The 24416-nt window shown below is 31.7% G+C and carries 30 protein-coding genes; 5 read left to right on the top strand and 25 right to left on the bottom strand.

Annotated features, from left to right (window positions below; all coding sequences use genetic code 11):
* Positions 1-19: 19 nt before the first annotated feature.
* From CLV91_RS07275 to CLV91_RS07345, 16 genes are all read right to left on the bottom strand, one after another.
* Positions 20-1510, bottom strand: coding sequence for a pyridoxal phosphate-dependent decarboxylase family protein (locus tag CLV91_RS07275; RefSeq protein WP_121065471.1), 1491 nt, complete (start codon positions 1508-1510; stop codon positions 20-22).
* 256 nt (positions 1511-1766) lie between these two features.
* Entirely contained in the window at positions 1767-2180 is a 414-nt protein-coding gene (locus CLV91_RS07280) for a VOC family protein (RefSeq protein WP_121065475.1), read from the bottom strand.
* A 147-nt stretch (positions 2181-2327) separates the two neighbouring features.
* Entirely contained in the window at positions 2328-3206 is an 879-nt protein-coding gene (locus CLV91_RS07285; RefSeq protein WP_121065478.1) for a hypothetical protein, read from the bottom strand.
* 9 nt (positions 3207-3215) lie between these two features.
* Positions 3216-3926, bottom strand: coding sequence for a hypothetical protein (locus CLV91_RS07290; RefSeq protein WP_121065481.1), 711 nt, complete (start codon positions 3924-3926; stop codon positions 3216-3218).
* Positions 3927-4000: 74 nt separating this feature from the next.
* Entirely contained in the window at positions 4001-5182 is a 1182-nt protein-coding gene (locus CLV91_RS07295; protein WP_121065484.1) for an integrase core domain-containing protein, read from the bottom strand.
* 250 nt (positions 5183-5432) lie between these two features.
* The gene (locus CLV91_RS07300) at positions 5433-5852 is read right to left on the bottom strand and encodes a MoaF-related domain-containing protein (protein WP_147406404.1); all 420 of its coding nucleotides are present in this window, start codon (positions 5850-5852) and stop codon (positions 5433-5435) included.
* Between the two features lie 5 nt (positions 5853-5857).
* A complete protein-coding gene (locus CLV91_RS07305; RefSeq protein WP_147406405.1) occupies positions 5858-6175 on the bottom strand; it encodes a hypothetical protein in 318 nt (105 codons plus the stop codon).
* 371 nt (positions 6176-6546) lie between these two features.
* Complete coding sequence (locus tag CLV91_RS16815; protein WP_170146712.1) at positions 6547-6708, bottom strand: hypothetical protein; 162 nt, start codon at positions 6706-6708, stop codon at positions 6547-6549.
* A 42-nt stretch (positions 6709-6750) separates the two neighbouring features.
* Positions 6751-7164 (bottom strand): MoaF-related domain-containing protein, encoded by a 414-nt coding sequence (locus CLV91_RS07310; RefSeq protein WP_121065493.1) that lies wholly within the window; start codon positions 7162-7164, stop codon positions 6751-6753.
* A 23-nt stretch (positions 7165-7187) separates the two neighbouring features.
* On the bottom strand, positions 7188-7739 hold the full coding sequence (locus CLV91_RS07315; RefSeq protein ID WP_211333196.1) for a nuclear transport factor 2 family protein: 552 nt from the start codon (positions 7737-7739) through the stop codon (positions 7188-7190).
* 10 nt (positions 7740-7749) lie between these two features.
* Positions 7750-8157, bottom strand: coding sequence for an ester cyclase (locus CLV91_RS07320; RefSeq protein WP_121065498.1), 408 nt, complete (start codon positions 8155-8157; stop codon positions 7750-7752).
* A gap of 97 nt (positions 8158-8254) precedes the next feature.
* Complete coding sequence (locus CLV91_RS07325; RefSeq protein WP_121065501.1) at positions 8255-8893, bottom strand: O-methyltransferase; 639 nt, start codon at positions 8891-8893, stop codon at positions 8255-8257.
* A 93-nt stretch (positions 8894-8986) separates the two neighbouring features.
* Complete coding sequence (locus tag CLV91_RS07330; protein WP_317124771.1) at positions 8987-9862, bottom strand: AraC family transcriptional regulator; 876 nt, start codon at positions 9860-9862, stop codon at positions 8987-8989.
* A gap of 210 nt (positions 9863-10072) precedes the next feature.
* On the bottom strand, positions 10073-10546 hold the full coding sequence (locus CLV91_RS07335) for a hypothetical protein (RefSeq protein ID WP_121065507.1): 474 nt from the start codon (positions 10544-10546) through the stop codon (positions 10073-10075).
* Between the two features lie 156 nt (positions 10547-10702).
* On the bottom strand, positions 10703-10882 hold the full coding sequence (locus CLV91_RS07340; RefSeq protein WP_147406406.1) for a hypothetical protein: 180 nt from the start codon (positions 10880-10882) through the stop codon (positions 10703-10705).
* Positions 10883-11180: 298 nt separating this feature from the next.
* Positions 11181-11366 carry a hypothetical protein gene (locus CLV91_RS07345; RefSeq protein WP_121065513.1) on the bottom strand — a complete coding sequence of 62 codons (186 nt, stop codon included), beginning with the start codon at positions 11364-11366 and terminating at the stop codon, positions 11181-11183.
* Between the two features lie 551 nt (positions 11367-11917).
* Between CLV91_RS07345 and CLV91_RS07350 the strand changes: the two genes are divergently transcribed.
* Entirely contained in the window at positions 11918-12322 is a 405-nt protein-coding gene (locus CLV91_RS07350; RefSeq protein ID WP_121065516.1) for a hypothetical protein, read from the top strand.
* Positions 12323-12388: 66 nt separating this feature from the next.
* Here the strand turns inward: CLV91_RS07350 and CLV91_RS07355 are convergent, their stop codons facing one another.
* Both CLV91_RS07355 and lysS read right to left on the bottom strand, forming a co-directional pair.
* The gene (locus tag CLV91_RS07355) at positions 12389-13819 is read right to left on the bottom strand and encodes an SLC13 family permease (RefSeq protein WP_121065519.1); all 1431 of its coding nucleotides are present in this window, start codon (positions 13817-13819) and stop codon (positions 12389-12391) included.
* A 95-nt stretch (positions 13820-13914) separates the two neighbouring features.
* Positions 13915-15606: a lysine--tRNA ligase gene (gene lysS, locus CLV91_RS07360; protein WP_121065522.1), complete on the bottom strand. Its 1692-nt coding sequence runs from the start codon at positions 15604-15606 to the stop codon at positions 13915-13917.
* A gap of 151 nt (positions 15607-15757) precedes the next feature.
* Here lysS and CLV91_RS07365 point away from each other — a divergent pair, with 151 nt between their 5' ends.
* Both CLV91_RS07365 and lipB read left to right on the top strand, forming a co-directional pair.
* Positions 15758-15913, top strand: a complete 156-nt coding sequence (locus CLV91_RS07365; protein WP_121065525.1) for a YqaE/Pmp3 family membrane protein — start codon at positions 15758-15760, stop codon at positions 15911-15913.
* Positions 15914-15967: 54 nt separating this feature from the next.
* Positions 15968-16669, top strand: a complete 702-nt coding sequence (gene lipB / locus CLV91_RS07370; protein ID WP_121065528.1) for a lipoyl(octanoyl) transferase LipB — start codon at positions 15968-15970, stop codon at positions 16667-16669.
* A gap of 141 nt (positions 16670-16810) precedes the next feature.
* Here lipB and CLV91_RS07375 read toward each other — a convergent pair whose 3' ends face one another.
* The 7 genes from CLV91_RS07375 to CLV91_RS07405 all read right to left on the bottom strand — a co-directional run bounded on the left by CLV91_RS07375 (position 16811) and on the right by CLV91_RS07405 (position 22913).
* On the bottom strand, positions 16811-17404 hold the full coding sequence (locus tag CLV91_RS07375; protein WP_121065531.1) for a collagen-like protein: 594 nt from the start codon (positions 17402-17404) through the stop codon (positions 16811-16813).
* Positions 17405-17544: 140 nt separating this feature from the next.
* Positions 17545-18075: a hypothetical protein gene (locus CLV91_RS07380; protein WP_121065534.1), complete on the bottom strand. Its 531-nt coding sequence runs from the start codon at positions 18073-18075 to the stop codon at positions 17545-17547.
* Between the two features lie 212 nt (positions 18076-18287).
* A complete protein-coding gene (locus tag CLV91_RS07385; protein ID WP_121065537.1) occupies positions 18288-19484 on the bottom strand; it encodes an outer membrane protein assembly factor BamB family protein in 1197 nt (398 codons plus the stop codon).
* A 154-nt stretch (positions 19485-19638) separates the two neighbouring features.
* Positions 19639-20292, bottom strand: a complete 654-nt coding sequence (locus CLV91_RS07390) for a hypothetical protein (RefSeq protein ID WP_121065539.1) — start codon at positions 20290-20292, stop codon at positions 19639-19641.
* A 4-nt stretch (positions 20293-20296) separates the two neighbouring features.
* Complete coding sequence (locus CLV91_RS07395; protein WP_121065542.1) at positions 20297-20659, bottom strand: hypothetical protein; 363 nt, start codon at positions 20657-20659, stop codon at positions 20297-20299.
* A gap of 35 nt (positions 20660-20694) precedes the next feature.
* Positions 20695-21705, bottom strand: coding sequence for a Kelch repeat-containing protein (locus CLV91_RS07400; protein WP_121065545.1), 1011 nt, complete (start codon positions 21703-21705; stop codon positions 20695-20697).
* 137 nt (positions 21706-21842) lie between these two features.
* Entirely contained in the window at positions 21843-22913 is a 1071-nt protein-coding gene (locus tag CLV91_RS07405; protein ID WP_121065548.1) for a YncE family protein, read from the bottom strand.
* Positions 22914-23110: 197 nt separating this feature from the next.
* Between CLV91_RS07405 and CLV91_RS07410 the strand changes: the two genes are divergently transcribed.
* Both CLV91_RS07410 and CLV91_RS07415 read left to right on the top strand, forming a co-directional pair.
* A complete protein-coding gene (locus CLV91_RS07410; protein ID WP_121065551.1) occupies positions 23111-23677 on the top strand; it encodes an RNA polymerase sigma factor in 567 nt (188 codons plus the stop codon).
* Between the two features lie 4 nt (positions 23678-23681).
* Positions 23682-24416: a tetratricopeptide repeat protein gene (locus CLV91_RS07415; RefSeq protein WP_121065554.1), complete on the top strand. Its 735-nt coding sequence runs from the start codon at positions 23682-23684 to the stop codon at positions 24414-24416.

Below are 24416 nucleotides of genomic sequence, written 5' to 3' on the forward strand. Positions count from 1 at the left end.
TAGCCATTGTTGTAACACGTTATTTATTCACTTTTGGTTCTTGTAATTCCGAATGAGTCTTTCTTCCCTCTCTAACTGTTATATCAATAATTTCTTCAATGTCTTTTTTTGTGGTTCTAAAATTGACAACACAAGCTCTTAAACAATACATTTCATTTACAATAGCATTTGATAAAAACAACTCACCGCCAGTTTGTAATTCATTCAATAATTCCTCATTTAGTTTATTTAAATATTCATTGTCCTTTTCAAAGTTTAGTGGCATATATCTAAAAGTTGTAATACTTAAATTTTGAGAAACTGCTTCTAATTCGGGATGCTTTTTAGATAGGTCAAATAACACTTCTGAGAGTTCAATATCTTCACTTATAAGTTTTTCATAACCACTTCTGCCAACTTGCTGTAATGATAACCAAACCTTCAAGGCTCTAAATCCACGCGAGTTTTGAAGTCCATATTCATAAAAGTTTTGAGCAATTTCGTTTTCACTTTTGCTAAAGTTGTAATATTCAGGATGTGAACTATATGTATCTATTAGGTGCTGAGGGTTTTTAACCAAAGTACAACCAGCTTCAAGTGGGCTGTATAACCATTTATGTGGGTCAAGAGCAATAGAATCCGCTTCTGAAAGACTCTCAAATAGGTTTTTGTATTTTGGAATAACCGTAGCTGGAATACCATAAGCTCCATCGATGTGAAACCATAAATCATACTCTATACAAATAGTTGAAATGCCTTTCAAATCATCAACCACTCCAGTACTAACATCACCCGCAGTACCGATAACCATAATTGGCTTAAAACCATTTTTTATATCTTCTTTAATTGTTTCAACTAGTACTTTATTGTTCATTTTATTTGAAGAATCAGTTTGAATCCATCGAACAGATTTTGTGCCTAAACCAAATAATATGGCTGCTTTGTCAATCCAGGTATGTGTGGTTTTAGAACAATAAATAGTTAGCTTTTGCGGTATATTTGAAAGTCCATTTTCTTTTATGCTTTTAGGTGCTTTAGCTGTTCTGGCGGCTAAAAATGCTGTAAAATTTGCCATATTTCCCCCGCTCACTAAAATGCCTCCGTAGTTAGGTGAAACACCAATGAACTCTGCAAGCCATTGAATAGTTTGTTTCTCAATTTCAGTAGCCATTGGGCTTAAAATATGCGCTCCAACGTTTGGATTTACAGATGCTGCTAATAAATCTGCTAAGGCCCCAATTGGGGCAGCAGATGAAGTAATATAGCCTAAGAATTTAGGGTGTCCGTTAAGTAATGAATGGTTAAGTAATAAGTCCGTTGTTCTGGTAATCAATTCGGTTGCGGGTATTCCCATTTCTGGCAATGAAGTGTTTCCTAATATACTTTGTAATTGACTTGGACTTTCTTTTACAGTAACAGGTTTTTTATCAATGTTAGAAAGGAATTCAGAAATATCATCTATTAATTGATGTCCGATTTTCCGAAACTCTTCTTTGTTGATTTCTATTGAATTATTTCGATTTCCATCCATAATGTTATATTTTACCCTAATGTGTTACAAGGTCTCGGCTATGGCAAGTAGGGCAGGCAAGGAAACTTTTCGTTTCCGTCTGCGCACTTAGCGAAAGCATTTTGTTTTGTTTTAATTTTTCTGTCCAAAGCAAAATCCCAATGATTTTGCGGACATCATAAAAATACACAAACCATTCGTTTAAACCCAAACCACCGCATTACGTTTATGTTTTGTTGTCAAACGTAGTTTATGTTCAGATTGGCACGTAACTATTTCAGTCCAAAACTCCTTTATTCTTTTCATTTGGTTCCAGTAAATCCCACATATTACCGTACAAATCCTCAAAAACCGCAACCATTCCATAGTCCATTTGTTCCGGTGGTCTAACGAATTTTATTTCTCTATCTACCATTTTCTTATAATCTCTCCAAAAATTGTCTGTAAATAGAAATAAAAAAACTCGACCACCTGATTGGTTTCCTATACTTGCAGCTTGTTGCTCATTTGCAGCTTTTGCAAGCAATAAACAACATTCTTTTGCTCCATTAGGCGCAACCATAACCCATCGTTTTTCCTCCGTCAATTTTGTGTCCTCAATAAGTTTGAAGTCCAACTTTTTGGTGTAGAATTCGATAGCTTCATCATAGTCCTTAACAACTAATGCAATATGTGCAATCCTTTGTTTCAATCGTGAATTTTTAGTCCATCTATAAATTTTTCCACTATGTTTGCCAACGGTTTGTGTATGGTTTGTTACGGAAAATCAGTTAGGATTTTCCGACGTATTGGCAAGTTAATTAATTCAAGGGAATTCCTGCGAAGGAATTCCCTTGAATTAATTATACACGTTGTTGTATGTAGTTTTTTTTATGTCATACTTAAACTGTAATACTCTTAAGTTCCATAATGTTAAGGTCTGTATTGCCGTTATTCTTTCATTTTCCGAGCTGACAACAAGTTTGTCCTTAAATGACATAATGAATTTAGTCCATAAGTTTCCTTTAGAATCTTTTAATAGAAAATAAAAACCACTATCTCCAATTTTTCTACCTGACGAATTTAAAATGAGTTCACCATTTTCGCCAACGATTGGATTTAATATAACCGTTGCACTTCCGTTTGGTAAAGGGAAAATAGCTTTGATACAATTTTGTCCGTTTGGAATTGTACATGCTTCATAAACACCTGAATAAACAACTTGCTTAGATTTTTTGAAAGTCCTTAACCATATAGTTCGTTTAACTTCTTTTGTGTTTTTATTTATCAAATGAATTATTTCACTATTTAAAGCTGTAGATTCTTTACTATTATCCATCGGAATATTTAATTGTTCAATACGATTGCTAAACAATATTTTTAATAAAACTCCAAATGCTTTAAACAAGGGATTCCATTTAACGATTATATCAAAATTATAATTACTTGTATTTTCGTAAAAGTCAATTACTTTTTTGGATAATCGGTTAAGTTCTTTTTCTGTTAAGTTTAATTGATTAATGGAATTCAATAAGCCTTTATCAATTTGCTTTTTGTCTATAATTAATTGTTCTTTTTTTGCTAATTGCTCTATAAATTTTAAGCCAATTCCATTAGTTTTTCCAAAAGGACCTAAAAGCCATTTGTAATCTTTAGCAAGGATTTTTTTTCCGAATAGTATAACCCATTGTTGAGTTATCCAATCTTGAAAGTTTTGTTTTAAAGAAGCAATTCCCATTTACTTTGGTTATTTATTTTTAAGGTTTGGGATGTAACTTTCTTGTCCATTCCAAAAACCAAATTCAGCAATAGGTTTAAAACGTAATGTCGTGAATTCAAAATGGAAGTTTTTTCGTTCTCTTTCCTTCATTGCATCTGAATGTCTTTTCGGTTTTGGCATATCACTATGTCCGTGAACCATATTAGTCATTTCTTTCTCAGTTTTCCATATAGAAAATGTAGATACTATATTTGGGAATTTAATTGATGCTAATGAAAGTAACGTTCCAGTGTGGTCTCTTACTAACTTCTCTACGGGTCTTCCCCAACGTAAGAATCTTGGAATAGCAAAAGGTTTCATTCTTGCGATTGTAACAGCAACAACTGGAGATGCTTTGTTTTCCAACTTTGTCTTTTGTTCAGGGATTTTATATCCGCTTATTTTTCCCCATTCTCTCATGAATTCTAATCGAACATGCCAACCTTTAGTCAATATTTTCCCGAATTTTTCTTCCTTTAAGTAGCTTTCAAGAGCATTTTCATTTTCCCATTGTGCAAAAATTGCGACTTGCTTTATAAGAAACCTTGAAGATGACATGATTGGAGAGCCTAATGTCATCGCTGTCATATATTCAGAATGTATTAGACCTTCAGTTTTTTTGTCAATTGGGTTAGAAAATAATCCTTTTATCGCCAAACTATATGGTATTTTGACAAGGTGATAAGAGAATATATTCATTGTTTATTGATGATTTTTGTTGTGCTTCAAATGTTCGTAAAGGGAGATAGTTTACACAAGTTAAAGATTAGGGTTTACACTAAATTAGTTTCTAACCTAGTGGATTGTTGTTTGTTTCTAAGATGTTTTTCATCAAAGTATCCTAAAAGTACGTTTCTATAAAATACTTTCCAAATTCCATTTCCAAGGTTTTCAATAGCAGCATATTTTCCTTTTAAAGCTGCAGACACATATACCCAATAATAGGACTTCCATCTAATAGCTCCACTTTCTGTTACTTTAAGAACTTTATACTTAGTATCATAATCAAAGTTAGGTATTCTTTCCGGAAAAGCTCTGGTAGAAAAGTCATGTATATCGGCAGGTGTTTTCATGCCTAATGCTTCATGTGGTCTTATGTTATTATACTCCTTTACAAAGTGATTTAATCGACGTTGTTGTGCCTTTAGATCAAATGCAGAAGGTTTAGCACAAGCGGCCTTTAAATCACGATGCATACGTTCATGTCTTCCATTTTGTTGGGGACTGGCAGGGTCAGAAAATACTGGAGCAATACCAAGTTCTATAAACCAATACGAGAGTTGCGTAAATCGTTGAATAGCTCTAACAGAACCAAAAGGACTTCCATTGTCAGTGTGTATTTGTTTAGGGATACCATATATTCTAAAAACCCTTTTAAATTCAGCCTTAGCAGACTTTAAGTTTTCTTTATAGTGACCTTTGGCTGTGAATAAGAATCGACTTCTAGAGTCTGCAATTGTCAAAGGATGACAATAAATTTTATTCCCCATTAAGAACTTTCCTTTGTAATCAGCACTCCATACTTCATTACAAGATTTAGGGTCAAAAATAGGGTGGACTGGTTTAACTCTTCGCATTCTTTTTTGAGGACATACTAAACCGTTCCTTTTAAGAATATTGTGAACCGTAACCACCGAAGGCACTTCTTGGGATGTAAATTCTTTAAACAATAATTCTCTTATTTTCTTAGCTCCCCAAAGCTTGTATTTCTTTTTTAATTTTAAAATACTTTCAACGATATTCTCCTTGGTTGCATTTGGGTGTTTTCCAGGAGCTCTAGAGTGTTTTTTTAAGCCTTCAAAACCTTGATTTTCAAATCTGCTTATTAATTTATAAGCCGTAGGCCTAGAGATTTCAAAAGTTCTACATAATTCCGTTATGGTATACTTTCCTGTACGCCATTCACAAATAAATTCGATTTTTTGTTCCATAGTAGTTGTTTCTTTCCAAGGCATAATTTCTGGTTTTATTCAGAAAATTAGTCTTTAAAAAGTGTAAACTATGTGCCTTTAACGTACCAAATTACATACAACGGTTTGTGTATGATTAGTAGCGAATTTATATGCACTACTATTCTGAAAGTAATTTACAAAATAAAAAAGAATAGCGATTTGAATTAAAACCCAAATCGCTATTACTCATACACGTAGTTAACTAACGTGCTACCAACCAATTAATCAAATTTTTTATTAAGCAGTGTTCACTTTATTGTTTGTTATTCTGAATATGTTCTATTACTCCAGATTGAAAACCGAGAAAGGGTTTTTCATTGCCATATTTAGAAATCACAGACACTTTAACTGTATTACTGTTAAAATTATAAACCTGTGTTACAAAATTCTCCGTATCTGGTTCATGCCAATTAACTAGATAAATGCCTGAATCTATTTTTGTTGATTTGTATGGATACGTTTGGGCTGGTTTGCCTGCATTTCTACCATTTAACCACTTATAGGTTAATGAATCATGCGCAAATGAAATGTCTATTGCTCCTGCATTTTGGTATTGGAATGTAAAACTTGTGCCATCTAAAAGATGTTCCTCTTTGTCTAGACTAGTATTTGTCTGAGCAAATGTTGTCAAGCTTATTAGTAAAAGGATTACTATGAATATTGATTTTTTCATGATATTTATTTTTGTGATAGTTTTTTTGTTATTCTTAGTACTGTAACAAAAGCCCAAACTTCAATAGCTACAATTATTAAGTGTATCCCTAAGTCAACCATTGGGGAAGCTGGGGCGTTTAATACTGGATATAACGGGTCAATGATTGTTTCTAAGCCTTCCCTTAATACATTCATGATTAGTATAATTATATACTGTTTTGGGCTTTGTGTAATCATAACATAAATTGAAATTATAGCCATGACTAAGGTTCTTGCACCCATTTCGTAAATTAGGTTTAAGTTTGGTATTCCTTCCACTTGTATACCTGAATTTACTATCATCTGGTGATTTAAGAAATACATATAAACTTGACCTAACATGATTAGGATTAAGATACTTTGCATAATATTTACCCAAAGTGGAATTTGAGTTTTATTAAGTGTTGTCAATTTATATTTCTTTTTTAGTTAAAAATTTATTCTTTTAATCTTCCAATACTACTAAGTATAGCAGCAATTATCCATAAAAGAGGGCCTAATGCGCCTGGCCATATACCAATATAACCTGGTAACATAATTGTTAGAATAAATCCTATATCTCCTATACTTACAACTATAAGGTTTAGCCAATATCCAAGTTTGTTGTTTTTCCAAATAAATATACAACCAATAACAATTCCGAATAAAGCAAAGAATACAAGGTTATAGGCATCTTATAATACACGCCCTTTAATCATTCCTTCGTCTATTGACTGAGCCAAATCATATACCTGTTTGGCAGAGTATAGGTGTAGTATACCCCAAAGCACGTATACCACAGCAGCTATTTTAGCATAAATTATGCCTGATTTTTTGCTATTTATTCGTTGTTTCATTATAAGTAAATTTTAATTTTTATGATTAGTATTGAGATATAATCAATTTCTAATCACATGTTCAATTACACCAGATTGAAAGCCTAAAAAGGGTATTTCACTACCATATTTAGAAATAACAGATACTTTAACTGAATTACTGTTAAAATTATAAACCTGTGTGACAAAATTCTCCGTATCTGGTTCATGCCAATTAACTAAATAAATGCCTGAATCTATTTTTGTTGATTTATACGGATAAGTTTGAGCTGGTTTGCCTGCATTTTTACCATTTAACCACTTATAGGTTAATGAATCATTCGTAAATGAAATATCAACAGCTCCTGCGTTTTGGTATTGAAACGTAAAACTTGTTCCATCAAGTAAATGTTCTTCTTTATCTAAACTAGTAGTGTTCTGTGAAAAGGATGTTAATCCTAGAGAAATAAAAAATATTAAAAGTGTTGCTTTTTTCATAATTATTAGTTTTTTAAGTTGTTTTATTTGTGATAAGTTTTTGATACTTCTAAGCTGTCTTCAAACCAGTTCCATAGAATTATTTTACCATTTTTAACCTTAACACGAAGCGCATATGTAAACTCTTTTGTGTCTTTTCCTGAATGGGTTAATTCACCAATCATTTGTCCAAAATATGCTGCTGTATTACCACTAGCAATAGCGTCTGTAGGTTCCCATTTTTTTGTTACAAAACCAGCCCCAAATGCAGGGAAAAACTCTTCTAGTATTGCTTTTTTTCCTTTCCAAGGTCCCATCCATGGTAAACTTGAGTCTCCAGCATTTTGCCATACCATATCTTCATGCATTAGATTTTTCATTGCCTCCATATCTCCTTTACCCATTGCAGCCATGTAGGCATTTGCTATATCTAATGTTTTTTGTGACTCTTGAGCCAATATATCTGCTTCACTCATTTCTATAGTTTCTATTGTTGTTGCTGTTTGTTTTTCAGAATTTTTATTATTCTTGTTTTCGGTATTGCAGCTTGTAAGTAAGAGAGCAATTCCAAAAATTGCGATTAGTTGATTTTTCATTTTATTGATTTTATGATTTTAGTTGTTTCATTGCTGTTCCCCAATCTTCCAGGTGATATACTTCAATATCTTTTCCATCAATTATAGTGTGTATATCAATAGTCATGATACTGAATGATTTTGTTCCATCTGTAGGTAAGCCCATAAAATCACCATTTGGTGTTCCTGTAACAAGACTTCTCACAATAAATTTATTTCCTTCACTGAAAATTTCTTGTGGTTCCCATTTTAAATCTGGAATCAATTTCCAAAAGAATCCTAATTGTCCAATTAATTGCTCTTTGCTTTTGTTTTCAATTGAACCTTTAGAAACAAAATTGTCTGCTAGAATTTCGTTTAATACTACTTCCGGTGTAGTTTCAGTGTTAACTGTTAATGCTTTGTTGTAAAATGCACTTAATGCTTCTCTATTTTTCATAATTTTAAGTTTGATTACTTTTAATACTACAAATTTAGATTGTTCAATTTGCTTACCTATGGTAAAAAGAAATCTAAAAACTGTAAAAAAGGGAATGTTAATTTAAGTATTGTGTTAATCCAGCACCTCCTTTAGCTTCTGACAATCTTTTGGTTCTATATTTTTTAGGATGAGATTGTATATATTCTACAAATGGTTTTGAACCTGTAAAATTTATGTTGTCAGTATAAATGTATGCTCCCTTTTTTAATTTAGGTTCTAATATTTTTATAAGTGGAAGGTATAAGTCATTCCAGCCATCTAGCAATAAAAAGTCTATATTATTAGGTACATTTAACAATGTGTTCATTGCATCACCTATTCTTAAATCTATCAAATGACCAACATCTGCATCTTTAAAATTCTGATGGGCAATATTGGCTTTGGATTCTAATAATTCTGTTGTAATAACATGTCCATTGTTTTCTTTTGCAGCTGCTGCTAAATAAATAGTAGAAATTCCAAAAGATGTGCCAAATTCTATAATATTCTTTGCTTCTTCACGTATAAGTAAATCATAGATATATTCTCCTTGTTCCTTTGTTATTGCTATATAAGCATCTTCCATGTCACTTGGTCTTAGCTCTCTAAAAATCCCTTTTATGGCTCCTTTCATAATTGTTAGTTTTTCTGAAGAGGATTCTTTATGAAGTTTGTTAAGTGTTATTGTAGTTTTTTTATTGCTAATTGTATTCATTTTTTTTGTTTTTAATATTTGGAAACAAAATTACAATAGCTTCATATTATCGTTATGATAATAAAATGCAATAAAACTGTAAAAAAAGGAAAATTATTTATGTGATTTTCTAAATTGATTTGGTGAAAGGGAAGTGTTTTTTTTGAAGTACTTAAAAAAATTAGTTGGATCATCGAATCCAGATTGATAAGCAATTTCTGTAACAGATAATTCTGTATTTATTAAAAGATGTTTGATTTGTGTGGTTACTATATCATCAATTAAAGACTTTGCAGATTTTTTTATAGTAGTCTTTACAATATTGTTTAATGTCTTTGGTGTTATGGACATTTGTTTAGCATAATTCAAAGCTTTTTTGTTTTCAATCCATTGTTGTTCAATCAAATTTTGAAACGTTAAAAACTGATTTAAATATTTAGAATTTGTATTGCTATTCTTTTGATTAATTTTTTCACGAAATATTTTTGATACCAAAACGTGTAACAAACTCCTTTTAATGCTAGAAGAATAGATGTCTTTTTCGAATTGATTTTCTGTGTTTAACTGTTTTAAAATAGTTTTAACTTCTAAATAAGTTACTTTGCTTAATTGAATTTTTGGAGATTCTAATAGTTCATTAAATAATTGCATTGACTTTAAACCATCTAGCTTTCCAATATGTTTAATGATAAAGTCTTCAGTAAAAATCAATAACTCTCCACTTGTGTTACTACTCTTGGTAAATTTATGAGTAACTCCTTTTCTTAAAGAAAAAACGGTGCCTTCTTTATATGAATAATCTTTATAATCTATTGTATGTGTTCCTTTTCCTTTTGTAATAATAAAAAGCACATAGAAAGATACTTTGTGATGTTCAGTTTGTTTATGGTCGCTTGGAGTTCTCTTAAAAACTTCTTTAAGAGTTACTATGTCAAAAAATGAACTAGATGTTGACGAACCTTCGAACTTTATGGTAGGTGTATCCTTAATAGAAGTTTATTGTTAGGTTATTCTGCATGTTTGCTAACTCGTTATAAGTGGAACTTTTGTCCTGTTATCCCAATTTTTTTAATAAAAATAACCTAAATAATAAACCCTTAATTTTTTCGGCGTTTATATTTATTAACATAAAAATAAAAAAAGCCGCATTTTTACAAATACGACTTAACAATCAACAATAAAAAACGTAATTAAAAACTTTTACTTTTCTTCATTTTTAGGTCCTTTTCTTTTTTTAGCATGTTTTTTATGCTTTTTCATTCTTTTAGACCTATGTGCTTGCATTTTTTCCCACTTAGTATATTGCTCTTCAGAAAGTATTTGTTTCATCTTAGCCTTTTGTGCAATTTTATGGTCTAGTATAGCATTTTGCATGGCAAAACGTTCGTCTTTTGTAGGTCTCTCTGCATCTTTATCCTTACGTTGGGCTTTGCGTTCTTCCATTTTTTCTTTTCGCTCTTTAGCATTTTCTAGAGCTAAAGCTTTTACTTTACTTTGCTGTGCAGAGGTAAGGTCTAGCGCTAAAGTCATTTTTTTAGTATGCAAAGTTGCAATTTGTTCAGGAGTAAAGTCATGCATTGTTTTATGATGCTCTTTTCCTTTTTTTTCTTCTGGTCTTTGTGCAAAGGCAGTAATACCAACTAAAACTAACAGTGTTATAAATATCTTTTTCATGTTTTTATTTTTTTAAAGATTATACTCCTAAGACCGTTATTTTGTAAAAAGGTTTAATAGTAGTTACTACTTTAGGAATTTTTTAACAGCTATAGTATAAAACAAAAAAGGCACAGAGTTGTCTCTGCGCCTTTTTAAGTAGGTTAATATTGGGGGTTATTTTATTTCTTGTATTTCTATTGCAGTGGTAGAAACGGTATTGCTTGTATTGGTTTGTATTAGCTCTGCAGTTTCTGTATACGTTTTGTTTTCTGTTTGTGAGTCAGTAATATGGTATGTAAATGCTATTGCTACAAATGCTACTAAATACGCTAAACTTTTTACTTTATATGTCATGATTCGGGGTTTTTTAATTTCTTCTCCAAAGGTAGGTTGCATCATAGTACTAAAAAGGGCATTGTTGCCAAATGCGATTATTTAGATGTGAAAAGTCCTAAAAGTGTGGTAAAAGCGTTTTTTTAATCGGAGAATTTTGCAGTTCATCTATTACCATATGTAATATGCATTTCATCGATGTTTTTTGCCTGCTTACTATTTCATAATATTTGCACCTATATATTAAGGTATAGGTATTTTATAAAGAAAGGGCACAACATACATGCTGTGCCCTTTCTTTATAAAAATAAGTTTAGTACTATTCTTTATCTTCTAAATTTATTTCTGCAGTGGTTGTAATAGTATCTGTAGATTCTAAGATTACTTTCTCTTTTGAAACATAAATCTCTTTTTCTGTTTCTGATGAAGAATCTGTTATATAGTATACAAGTGCTGTAGCAATAAATACGCTAAAATAAATGAAACTCTTTGTTTTATACGTCATGACTTGGGGGCTTTTATTTTCTTCTACATACAAAGCGTTTTGTTGTTAACTACTTCTTTTGCATTGTAAAAGAATATTACAATGTGGTAATAACGGCTTTTAGAATAGCACTAGTATACCGTTTATCGAAAGCTTATTTTTTTTCGATTAAGTGTAACACTTACTATTATGTTGCGTCTTATATATAAAGAGTTGTCATTTTTAAATTCTTTGAATTAGCTAAGTGTAAAGCCCAAAGTTTTCTTTGGGCTTTGCCTTTGGTGTTTCTATGTAGTTTAAAGCCTTAAATTATCGATGAAAGGCTGCTATACTAACCGTTATGAAAAAATTAACACAAAAAAAGCACATTTTTTTGTCGTAAAAATTACCTGCAAATACTGCGTAAGTGATAAGTTTATAAACGGCAAATTATCATATTCATAATTTTACTAGAAAGGTATTGCTAAAGTACTTTTTTAGCCCTCTACATAGCAATGTTAAGAAAACATTAAACGCAATAATAACTCTAAAATGTGGTTTTACCTTTGCATAGAATTTTAACCTATAAAGTTATGAGTTACAAAAGATTAAGTTTATCAGTTGCCTTAGGATTGGCAGTATGTCAAGGAGTTTTTGCAAACAATACTCCTAAGAACGTAGAAGATTTTGATATTAATACAATTGAATATATAGAAGAAGAGGTAGAAATAGATTTAGGATTTAATACAGCAGACTATTTACCAGAAAGCTTTGATCCAAATACTTTTTATTTTAATGTAAATAGTGTGATTTATGTAGAGGATTCTTTAATAGAAGAAGAAGATTTTACAAAGTACTTACCTTCTGGTTTTGATGCTTATAGTTATGCTAAAGATGTACAAAGTATTAATTACATAGATACTAATGATACTATTAAAGTAGAATTAGATACAAATATATTTTTACCGGCGAACTTTAATGCATTTGCGGTAAACTAAAAATTAAGTTAGTTATTTTTTGAGTTAGTTAGTTTAGAACCCCTGTGGAGACAGGGGTTTTCTTATTTAAAATAATAAGGGTAATATAAACTGAAATAGTAAAATTAATAATGCTACAGCAATAAGGTTTAGTATAACACCAACACGAGCCATTTGATGCACTTTTATATAGCCACTTGCAAATACTATTGCATTTGGTGGTGTAGCCATAGGCAACATAAAGGCACAACTACTAGCTATAGTTACAGGAATTAAAAGATATAGAATAGGTATTTCTAAACCAATAGCAATACCTGCTACTACGGGCGCTAAAAGTGCTACAAGAGCTACATTACTCATAAGCTCCGTCATAAATAGCATTAAAAAAATAAGTAGTGCAGCAGTTACAAAAATACTTATATTACTTGCAGCTATAGTATTGGCAACCAAATCTACAATACCGCTAACAGACATTCCTTTTGCTAGTGCCAAGCCACCACCAAAGAGTATTAAAATACCCCAAGCTAATTTACTAGTGTCTTGCCATTTAATAATATAGTCTTCTTTTTTTAAATTATAAGGAATTGTAAATAGAGCTATTGCAGCCATAATACTTATCATAGTATCGGATAGGCCTAATTCTGGAAAAATACTATTTATAAGTGTACGGAATATCCAAAGGAATACGGTTACACCAAAAATTACCAAAACCATTTTTTCTTTTCCGCTAGTTGGTCCTAACTTTATTAATTCCTCTTCAATAACACCTTTAGAGGCATTAAACTTTAAATTTTTATTAGGGAACATCCATTTAACTAAAACAAGGTAACTTATAGTAATCATTGTAAAAGAAAAAGGAACTCCAATGACCATCCATTTTAAGAATGAAATTTCAATATTATATTCGCTTTCTAATAGCCCTATCATAACAGAATTTGGAGGTGTTCCAATTACTGTTGCTATGCCACCAGCATTTGCAGAGAAGGCTATTCCTAACATTACGCTTAAGGCAAAGTTCTGGTCTTCTTTAGTAAAACCATCCGCATCATTTATTAATAATTTTATTACAGATATGGCTATGGGTAACATAACTACTGTACTTGCCGTATTGCTAATCCACATACTCAAAGTTGCGGTTGCAATCATAAACCCTAAAACAACTTTATTAGGTGTAGTACCAGTTATTTTTATAATGTTTAGCGCAATTCTTTTATGTAGGTTAACTTTTTCTAGCGCTAGCGCCATTACAAAACCGCCAAAAAATAAGAATACAATTGGGCTACCATAATTTGCACCAACATCTGCAATAGGCATTATTTTTAAGAGAGGGAATAAAAATAATGGTAATAGCGCAGTAACAGAAATAGAAACTACTTCGGTAATCCACCAAATAACCATCCAAAGTGCTACAGCTAAAACCGCATCTCCTTTATCAGAGATTACATAAAAAGGTAAATTAATACCAATAAAAAATAATATAGGTCCTAGAAAAAGGCCTATTTTTTTACTAAGGCTCATTTGGTTGGTTTATTGCCTCTAAGCTATGATTTTTGTTGGATAAAAAAAAGGAGCCCTATTTTGGACTCCTTAATCTATGTAAATGTGTTTTTATTTTACTCTTGCAATTGGCAAAGTAGTGTATCTCCTTCTTTTGCAACTTTAACTAAACCATTTTTGGTAAGTCCTTTAATACCTTTGTCCCAAGCTTTATTACTTAGATTTGCCGCAGATTTTAAATCTGCTAAAGGCATTTGTTTTGTCTTTTTAAGAATCTCGAAAATTACTTTTTCATTATCACTTAACTCCACCGCTTTTTTCTCTGGTCGCATTTGCGGGAAGAATAATACTTCTTGTATAGAAGAATTATTAGTCATTAACATTACCAAACGGTCTATTCCAATACCAATACCAGAAGTAGGAGGCATACCGTATTCTAAAGCACGCAAGAAGTCTTGGTCTATAAACATAGCTTCATCATCTCCTTTTTCAGAAAGCTTAAGTTGCTCTTCAAAACGCTCGCGTTGGTCTATTGGGTCATTAAGTTCCGAGTAGCAATTTGCTAGTTCTTTACCATTTACCATAAGCTCAAAACGCTCTGTTAATGCAGGATTATCTCTGTGCTCTTTGGTTAACGGACTCATTTCTTTTGGATAGTCTGTAATAAAAGTAGGTTGTATGTAATGGTGCTCACATTTTTCACCAAAAATCTCATCAATTAATTTTCCAACACCCATAGAATCATCCACCTCTAGACCTAATTTTTTAGCAACTTCTAACAGTTGTTTTTGGTCCATACCAGCAACATCAAAACCAGTATGTGTTTTTATACCTTCTAAAATTGGCACTCTAGCATATGGTGCTTTAAATTCTATTTCATTTTCCCCAACAGTAACTTTACTAGTTCCGTTAGAATCTATAGCTATTTTTTCTAATAATTCTTCTGTGGTATCCATCATCCAGTGGTAATCTTTGTATGCTACATACAATTCCATTACCGTAAATTCTGGGTTGTGGGTACGATCCATTCCTTCGTTTCTAAAATCTTTAGAGAACTCATATACCCCATCAAAACCACCAACAATAAGTCTTTTTAAATACAATTCATTGGCAATTCTTAAATATAAAGGAATATTTAAAGCGTTATGGTGTGTTAAAAACGGACGTGCAGATGCACCACCTGGAATAGGTTGTAATATTGGTGTTTCTACTTCTAAATAACCACGGTCGTTATAAAATTGACGAATGGTATTTGTTATTTTAGTACGCTTAACAAACGTTTCTTTTACAGATGGATTTACAATTAAATCTACATAACGTTGTCTGTAACGTAATTCTGGGTCATTAAACTCATCGTATATATTCCCCTCAGCATCTTTTTTAGGTAGCGGAAGAGGTTTTAAGGTTTTACAAAGAAGTGTGAAATTTTTTACCATTACGGTTTTTTCACCAACCTGAGTGGTAAAAAGTTCGCCCTCTATACCAATAATATCACCTATATCTAAGAGCTTTTTATAAACCTCGTTATAGTGTGTTTTATCTTCTCCTGTACAAATTTCATCTCTATTAAAATAGACTTGTATACGACCTTCGCTATCCTGAAGTTCAGCAAAGGAAGCTTTCCCTTGTATTCTTCTAGACATTAATCTACCAGAAATTACAACTTTTTTTCCTTCTTCATAATTTTCCTTACTACTTTTTGAGGTGGCATCTACTGGGTATAATGCCGCTGGGTAAGGGTCTATTCCTAAGTCTCTTAAGCGAGCTAATTTGTCGCGTCTTATTACTTCTTGTTCCGAAAGTTGCATATCTAAATAATTAAGGCTGCAAATATAGGTAGTCTAGGCTAATCTATCAATTTTGCAAAACGAGAATGTTGTTATAAAGCAGCCTAGTTTGTAACAAAATGGAAAAATATTCGTCAAATAAGTACATCAATCAAATTAAATCAAAAATAGAATGAGTTTTTTTCGCGTATTATTAGCCATTATTTTTCCGCCGCTTTCGGTAATAGGAAGAGGATGTGGTTCTTTTTTAATTGTTTTATTACTAACTTTTTGTGGTTGGGTGCCAGGAGTTATTGCAGCTTTGGTAATTTTAAACAATCCCAACTAAACATAGAAATTAGTATGTACAATTGTTTCTTACCAGCTTTGTATCTTTGTAGTAATGAATAAAGAGGTTATTTTACAAGATTTAGGACTAAAGGACTATAAAGAAACTTGGGATTATCAAGAGCAAATTTTTAAAGAAATTTTAGATATAAAGATTAAGAATAGGAGAGAAGATGCCCAATTGGTAACTCCTAACCATTTTCTTTTTGTAGAACACCCGCATGTATATACTTTAGGGAAGAGTGGCGACATGTCTAATTTATTGGTAGATGAAAAGCAACTCAAAGAAAAAAATGCTACGTTTTATAAAATTAATAGAGGAGGAGATATTACCTATCATGGTCCTGGGCAAATAGTAGGCTACCCCATTTTAGATTTAGATAATTTTTTTACAGACATACATAAATACCTTCGTTTTTTAGAGGAAATGGTGATTTTAACACTTGCAGAATATGGGTTAAAAGCAGAGCGTTCTAAAGGAGAAACTGGGGTTTGGTTAGATGTAGGTACTCCTTTTTCGCGTAAAATATGTGCTTTAGGAGTTAGAGCAAGTAGATGGGTAACTATGCATGGTTTTGCCTTAAATGTAAATGCTAATTTGGGATATTTTGATTTAATGATTCCCTGTGGAATAAAAGACAAAGCTGTTACATCTTTAAATGTAGAAATAGGGCAAAAAGAAGTTTCTATGGAAGAAGTAAAAGAAAAGTTATTAAAGCATTTTGCTATTTTGTTTGAAGCAGAATTTACTCGATAATCGAGATTTAAATGCTCCGAGGCTTGCCTCTAAATCAAAATTAGTTTCCAACTAAACGACTCGCGGGCTTGCCCCAGGGTAGTTTACTAAATAAAAAACCGAGGGGTAAGCCTCGGTTTTTCTTATATAAAAGGATGATTTTTAGTGATTTAATCCGTAATAATCCATAACAGCATGGTAGTCATTAACATCTACACCGGCATTTAACAATTGAGAACGGGCATTAGATTTTCCAGATTTACTAGAAGTTGAACTTTCTGTAGATTCAATAATAATTAATTTTACTTCTACAATATCCCCAGCCGAAATAGAGTAATTTGTACCATCCAAATTATTAAAATTAACATAGAATTTTCCAACTTTGTAATAAGGTCTAGTATTATAAACGCCCCCGTCTACTGTACCTGGCATAGCGTAATAAAAACTATTTTGTGAGAGCATGTATGCTAATATAGCATCATTGTCTAATACCGGTTGTGTAATTTCTGACACATCAACAGACTCAAAGCTACCTTCCCAAGCAGAGGCATCAATTTTAATGGTTTTTACATTTGCATTGCCGTCTTCACCATCTTCACCATTGGTGCCGTTAGTTCCATCTTGACCGGCAATACCTTGAGCACCAGCTGGCCCCATAGCACCATCTAATCCGTCATCCCCATCTTTACCACAAGAGGTAAGTGTTAAGCTTAAAGTCATAAAAGCTAATCCTAATAATTTCATTGTTGTTTTCATAATTAAAATTTTAAAAAGTTATTATTATTTCTCTTTTATGATTAAGGTTTTAAAAGGTTAACATCAGAAATAAAAAAAGCTGAGATAAAATCTCAGCTTAAAGAACTAACTAAAACCAACTACATAAAAAAGAACGTTTTTTAGTTTCTAAACAGGTTATTTATTTCTATGCCACTTTCTAAAATTTCATTATTATCATGGTTGGTATCGTCATTACTTTTATTACCATCTATAAAAAGGTCTGGGTCATAACTTAATACAAGGATGTATTCTGGAGCAAACTCTCCTTCTGCTGGTGATGAAGAGTTCCAAGGTCTAGTAAAAGAAACTTCTAATGTGCCATTACTGGCTAGTTCAGAAAATGATTTTGAAGCAACTATATTTCCTAATTGTGTAGTTGGTGTACCAAGGCTTCTTTCATATAAATAAGCAATTTGTTGCCCTCTACCAGAAGAAAAATGGTCGCCAATGTTTTTAATTGTTCCTGTAATTGTTGCAGTACCTTCCCATTGTGTTGTTTTGTTAATTGAAAAAGTAATTTTCTCTGCTGATAAATCTATAGTTACAGATTCATCATATACATCATTATCACGATCTGGGTTTGTACAATTTGCAAAGAAAAATGTTACAGCTATTAATGCTAATGTTTTAAAATAATTTAAAGTTTTCATAATTGTAATTTTTAAAGATTGTTTCCTTTTAATGTTTTCTTTCTAAAAAGGTTAACATGTGAGAATAAAAAAGCCGAGATTTTTATCTCGGCTTTTACTCGATAATCGAGATTTAAATGCTCCGAGGCTTGCCTCGAAATCAAAATCAGTTTCCTATAAATGCCTCGTGGGCTTGCCCCGAGGTAGTTTACTTTACAACACTAAAAAAGTTTTTAATCTGTAGCGTTTATAGTTGTTTCTAAATTACGTAATGGAATATTATATAAGGTAGACCAAAGTGTTTCTGAACTTGTTAGGTGAATAAGTTCTACTTGAATTTGTGAATCAGATTCATTAGATGTCGGCGATGTTATAAGTATTAAATAGTCTTTGTAAAACTGCAATTTTGTGGAATAATAAGATTCTGACATGGCTGTATTATGCGTTTTGTCAATAGCTCCATTCTCTATGTTTAGAGTATACACAGTTAACTTATAATCTCCCGATTGTTGCCCAATATATACTTTATCATTAAAAGCACTTATTTCTAAAGTAAAACCGTTTGGCATTACAGTTTTCCAATTTAAATTTCCTGTATCCTTGTTTAAAGAATACACATGTTTATCTCTGGAATAGAATATAAATTGATTCCCTAAAATTATTGGTTGACGTGGGTTTGCTTCTTCTGTTTCAAAACTCCAAACCGTGTTTAATTCTCTGTCTAAGGCAAATACTCTTTTTTGCCAAGAGGTAGCGTATATAAAATCACCATTAAATAGTAAACCACCAATTCTTTCTGTTAGTGTACGTTCCACTTCTAAATGCCCAAGTTGTTTGTTTCTATATTGGAAAATCATAGAAGCGTTTCCATTAGGTTTTGTGGTGGTTATTAATCTGTTTTTATATACATAAGGAGTTAGTTCACTACTTACTTCATGTTTCCATAAACTATTCCCATTTGTAATATCTAGCGCTTCAAAATAATATGTGGATCTATAAGTACTGTTGTGTTGTTTTCTATAAGAAACAAAAAGAGTAGTTTCAAAAAAAGTAGTTTTGGCAGATTCTATTTTGTAGGAACTGTCTGGGTCATTTATATATTCTTTTTCCCAAATAGGAGCACCGCCCAATGCATTTGTTTTTTGAATTTTGTTAGATTGAAAAATATAATAATTTTCATTAAAATGTATATACTTTTCTGTAGTTGAAGTAGCTGTTTCTTCTATTAAATTTCCATTATTTAAATCTATTAACAATGATTTTTCATTCCTTACAAGTGCCAAGTCTCCTGATAAGGATATGGGAAGAATACTTGGTTCTATAGTAGGTACGGTGTCATCATTTTTAGAACATGCCTGCATAACTAATACAAGTGTTAAAAGGCATAAATATTGGATTGAAATGGTTCGTTGCAATTTTATATTTTTCATGGGTTTTGTTTTAAAGTTCCCTTTTTAATGTTTTAAAATAGATAAGGTTAACATTAGGGATATAAAAGAGCCAAGAATTTAATCTTGGCTCTTTCTAAAAAACGAACTAACTCAAAATATTTTTGTTGTTTTTAGGATTACTTGTTTTATATAACTAAGGTTTAGCTCCTGTAAGTTTAAATGTAATTCCCAATCCAAAAGAAAGTGGACTTATTTTGTCATAATGATCTTTACTTCCCATATAAATTTTTCTAGAGTTACGAATACTAATATGGGGTTCTAAGGCAAGAAAGTGCCATAAATGAATACCGTAGCCAATGCTAAAATTATATTTAGTTATGTCGTAGTTATTAATACTAGGAAAAAAGCCACCATCTGGGAATACCCCAAATAAACCAACATATGCATCCACAAAAATTTCATCATAAACTTTGTATTTTGCAAAAACACCTAATTGCATTTCTAAGGTAGATTTATAGTATTCTGGGGAATTAGAATCAAAGTCACTTCCGGTGGAATGTCTTCTATCATAATTAGCAGATTCGCAATCATAAAAATTTACAGTACTAAAGCTAATAGCGAAACCTGCGGTAATTTTTTCTCTAAAGAAAATCTTCCCAATTTTAAATTGTACATCGTAATTAATAGGTTTAGAGTCAAAATAAGATAATTCACTTTCTATAGTATTTTCACTAACATTTTGCCCCATAACAGTTAATCCAATGCTAATTTTCTTTTTTCTAGGTGTAGCTTGACTAAAACCAGCTAACGCACTGAATAATAATATGATTAGTATGTTTTTTTTCATGATATTAGTTTTCAGAGGCGCTTTTAGCCATAGCATCTTGTATCATTTTATTGGCTCTTATTTTTAATTCTTCTTTTTTTAGAGGATCCAAACTCGTGTCATATAATTGGTATATTTCTTCTACTTGTTTTTTTAGCTCAGGAGATAGGTTTAATTTATCTAATAAGTCTAAGTAGTTTGTAGCACCTTTTACAGGATTCTCTTCTTCTGTTGCACCTCCAAGACTAAAAACAGAACCGTACATTTTAACCTGTTCATCTAAAAGGTTTGCTTGTTTTGTGGAATCTTGTGAAGGAGTTGTTTGCGCAAAAATGGGTGTACATAAGCTTAATAGTAATAGAGTGCTTAAGGTTGTAAATACTTTCATGATTTTAATTTTTTAAAGTTTTTATTATGGAAGATTTAATCTATTTCTATTGTAGTGATTTCACCTCTTAGTTCTGCCGTTCCAGTACCATCATTTTGGTATCCTCCAAAAAGCCATAGTTTATCAGAATAGTTAAGTATGGTATGAGAGTTAATACCTTCGGTACCTGGCCTTGGTCCAGTATAGATTGTCCAATCGCTCATATTTTCTGAGTACCAAATTTCATTGTTGTAGTCTATTGAGGCATCTTTACCACCAATTACCCAAACTTTGTTATCATACACGTTTACAGTATGTGCATTTCTGCCGGGAAAATGAATAAAATTCACTTGTGTCCAAGAAGAACCATTAGTACTGGTCCATATTTCATTTAGTTTACGACCAGCAATATCTTCTCCGCCCACGATATACATGGCATTATTAAAAACAACTCCTTTTTGGCCTGCTCTTCCTGAGAAAGCATTTGTTGTTTCTTGTACCCAATCTGTACCATTAATGGTAGACCATACTTCTGTATTTTCCGTAGTTCTATTACCCGCTATTACAAACATTTTGTTATCGTAGACTAGAGTTTCATGTTCCGGAATTAATCCAAAGGGAGCAGTAGCATGCACATTTGTCCAATTAGTACCATCGGTAGATTTCCAGATATCTCCATAAGCATTTTCGGAAGCATCTTCACCACCAATGATATAAAGTTCATCATTAAAAAGAGTTAAGGTGTGGTTTCTTCTAAAAGTGGTTAATGATGTTGGTGTCATAGGTAAAGAACTCCAGTTAATTCCATTGTCACTAGACCAACCAAAATGACCTCCAGTAGCACCGTAATCATTGACACCTCCGTAAGACCAAATTTTACCATTAAATTCTATCATGGCATTTTCTGCAAAATCGCCCATTTGGTCTTGTTGGGTTTTTACTTCAAATTTTAATTCTATTGTTTCTCCTCCTTTTGGAATACTATCTTCTTCTATTATTTCATGTTTATCACAGGAAATAATAACTAATGTTAAAAGTGCTAGATATACTATTTTAAACGTTTTCATAATTGTAGTTTTTAAATGTTATTTCCCTTTTATGTTTTCTACCTTAAAAGGTTAACAGATAGTAGATTTTTTTTAAAAGAAAAACCTGTACAACTATAAAAGAAGCACAGGTTTATAAAGTAGTTTAGGTATTGTAATTAAAGAGTTAAATCTATTTTAAGAAGTTCATATCCATCATTTTCTCTAGATTCTGCATTGAGCCAAAAATTGGTGCCATCAAAAGTAATTCCTTCTATATCATGTTGTTTTAATGCATATGTTTCTACAGCTCTAAGATCTGGTGTGGTAGTACATTTATACACTTTATCATATTTAACCATGTACAAATACCCATCTCTATAATCCATTCCTTTAGGCTGAAAACCTAGATCTATAGTTTGTAATATTTCTCCTGGAGATAGTGCGCCATTAGATTTGTATTTATAAAGTTTTTCTGCATTATGGCTATTTACCCATAATTGGCCAGGCTCTATAGAGGCAATTCCTCTCATGTGTGCTCCTAGTGGTTCCGAGGTATAGTATTCAGAATTACTAGAATATAAATAAGAATCAAATGTTCCATTACCACTCCCTCCTTGAAATAATTGGCGATGAGGAGAATCAGATTTTTCTATTTCTAAGGCATTTGGGTAGTTTGTTGTAGGGATAGTACCTGCTATTGAAAAATCGTCAGGGTTAATTTGAAGTATATTTCGGTCATCGCTGTGGTAACCAAGAATAAATTCGCCATCAAAAGTAATATCAACATCTCTACCCCAAGGTACATTGCCTTTGCTTAAAATAGATAGGGGTTTAATCCAATTAGAAGCTTCATTATCCATAGTTCTTCGTTCTAAAATTGCTGGAGGTGCATCATAAGGAACTATAATAGTAAGCTTGTTCTCTTCTAATGTAAAATTATTAATAGAAGAACCACCTTGGCCTCCACCACTTAAAATAATTTGATTTTCAGTTATTGTAATATTTGTAGTGTAACTGTCTCTAAAACCACGGTCGTCTTCACTTAATATAAGTATAGTGTTGTCTTCATTAATGTATACGTACTTAGAGTCATTCATTGCCATTTGTCCACTGGTTACTTCCCATTTGCCAAAAACAGAATTTGTTGGAATAGGTTCTGAAGAATCATCGTTTTTATTACAACTTGTTACTACAGTTATAATAATAAATAAAAATAGGGCTCTTAAAAATGTTGTATTTGTTTTCATAATAAATCTTTTAATTTCTCTTTTATGGGATAAAAATTAAAAGGTTAACAAAAGAATTTATTTTTTTTAAAAGTAAGCAAAACACTACAATATCTAAGTTTCTCAGTAGTTTTTTTAATTTGAGTGTCTTTAAAAAAAGGAAAAAGACTAAATTTAGGCATCAAGACTGTTAACCTAATGTTCCCCATTACATTAAAGTGAAAAATACAGCGGCAAATATTACATTAGAAGACTTAAAAAAAGGCTCCGATGCGGTACTTAAAAAAGTATACGAGGAGAATAGAGATAAGTTTTTAAACTATGCAAAACGCTATAACTTATCTGATGATGAGAATATAGATGTATACCAAGATGCCTATGTAATTTTTTATAATAACGTAATGAGCGGAAAGATAGACAGTTTTACCAGTAGTATATCTACCTATCTGTTCAGTATCGGAAAATATTTAATTTTTGATATTATGAGAAAGAACAAGAAAAAGGTTAGCGGCGATTTTGACTTATCTTTAGTAGGTAAAGAAGATGAGCTTGTAAATACTATAGAGATAGAACCTTCTGGATTAACAACAGAGCAAGAATTACTTCAAAAACATTTTACTGCCTTAGGTAAAAAGTGTCAAGAGCTTTTAAAACTATTTTACTATAGAGGATATACCATACAAGAAATTGTAGTGGAAGGAGATTATAATAGCGAGAATGTTGTTAAAGCAGCAAAATCGCGTTGCATGAAGACTTTAAAAGAACGTATAAAAGAAAACATGTAGCAAGATGGAAAAAGAACAATTATTATATCAATATTTTTCTGGCACATTAACTCCGGAACAAGAGAAGGAGTTTAATGCACTATTATCTTCAGATACCGAATTTAAGGCCCAGTTTGCTTTTGAGCAAAGTCTACAAAAAGTTATTCAGGATAAAGAGGGTAAAGCTTTAAAAAACAAGTTAAAAGATTTTGAAGCCGATATAAAGCAAAATACCAAACCAGTAATTAAACTCAATTTTCAAAAATGGTCTATAGCGGCTTCTATTGTTTTGTTGGTTGGGATAGGTTGGTTAGGTTATAATTCTGCTTTTGGAACAAATTACAATACACTTTATGAGGATAATTTTCAACAGTACCCCAACACGGTTTATTCTATAACAAGGGGAGCAGAAGAAGATAATTCTTTAGAAAGAAAAGCTTTTGTTGCGTATGAAACCAATGATATTGTTTCTGCTATAGAATTGCTAACAGCTCTAAATGCAAAAGAGGAGAACAGTTATGTAGATTTTTATTTAGCACAGGCGTATTTAAATAATAACGAACCTAAAAAAGCAATTCCGTTTTTTAAAGAGGTAATAGCTGAAAAAGGAGAGTTTTCATCAGAAGCAATGTGGTATACAGCTTTATCTTACTTAAAGTTAAAAGATAAAGAAAAGGCAAAATTGGCTTTAAAAGATGTAATTGCTACTGGCAACTATAAAACAACTGAGGCAGAATTACTTTTGCAAGAGTTGGAATAA

It is taken from the genome of Maribacter vaceletii (genome assembly GCF_003634105.1).
GTDB classification, from domain to species: Bacteria; Bacteroidota; Bacteroidia; order Flavobacteriales; family Flavobacteriaceae; genus Maribacter_B; species Maribacter_B vaceletii.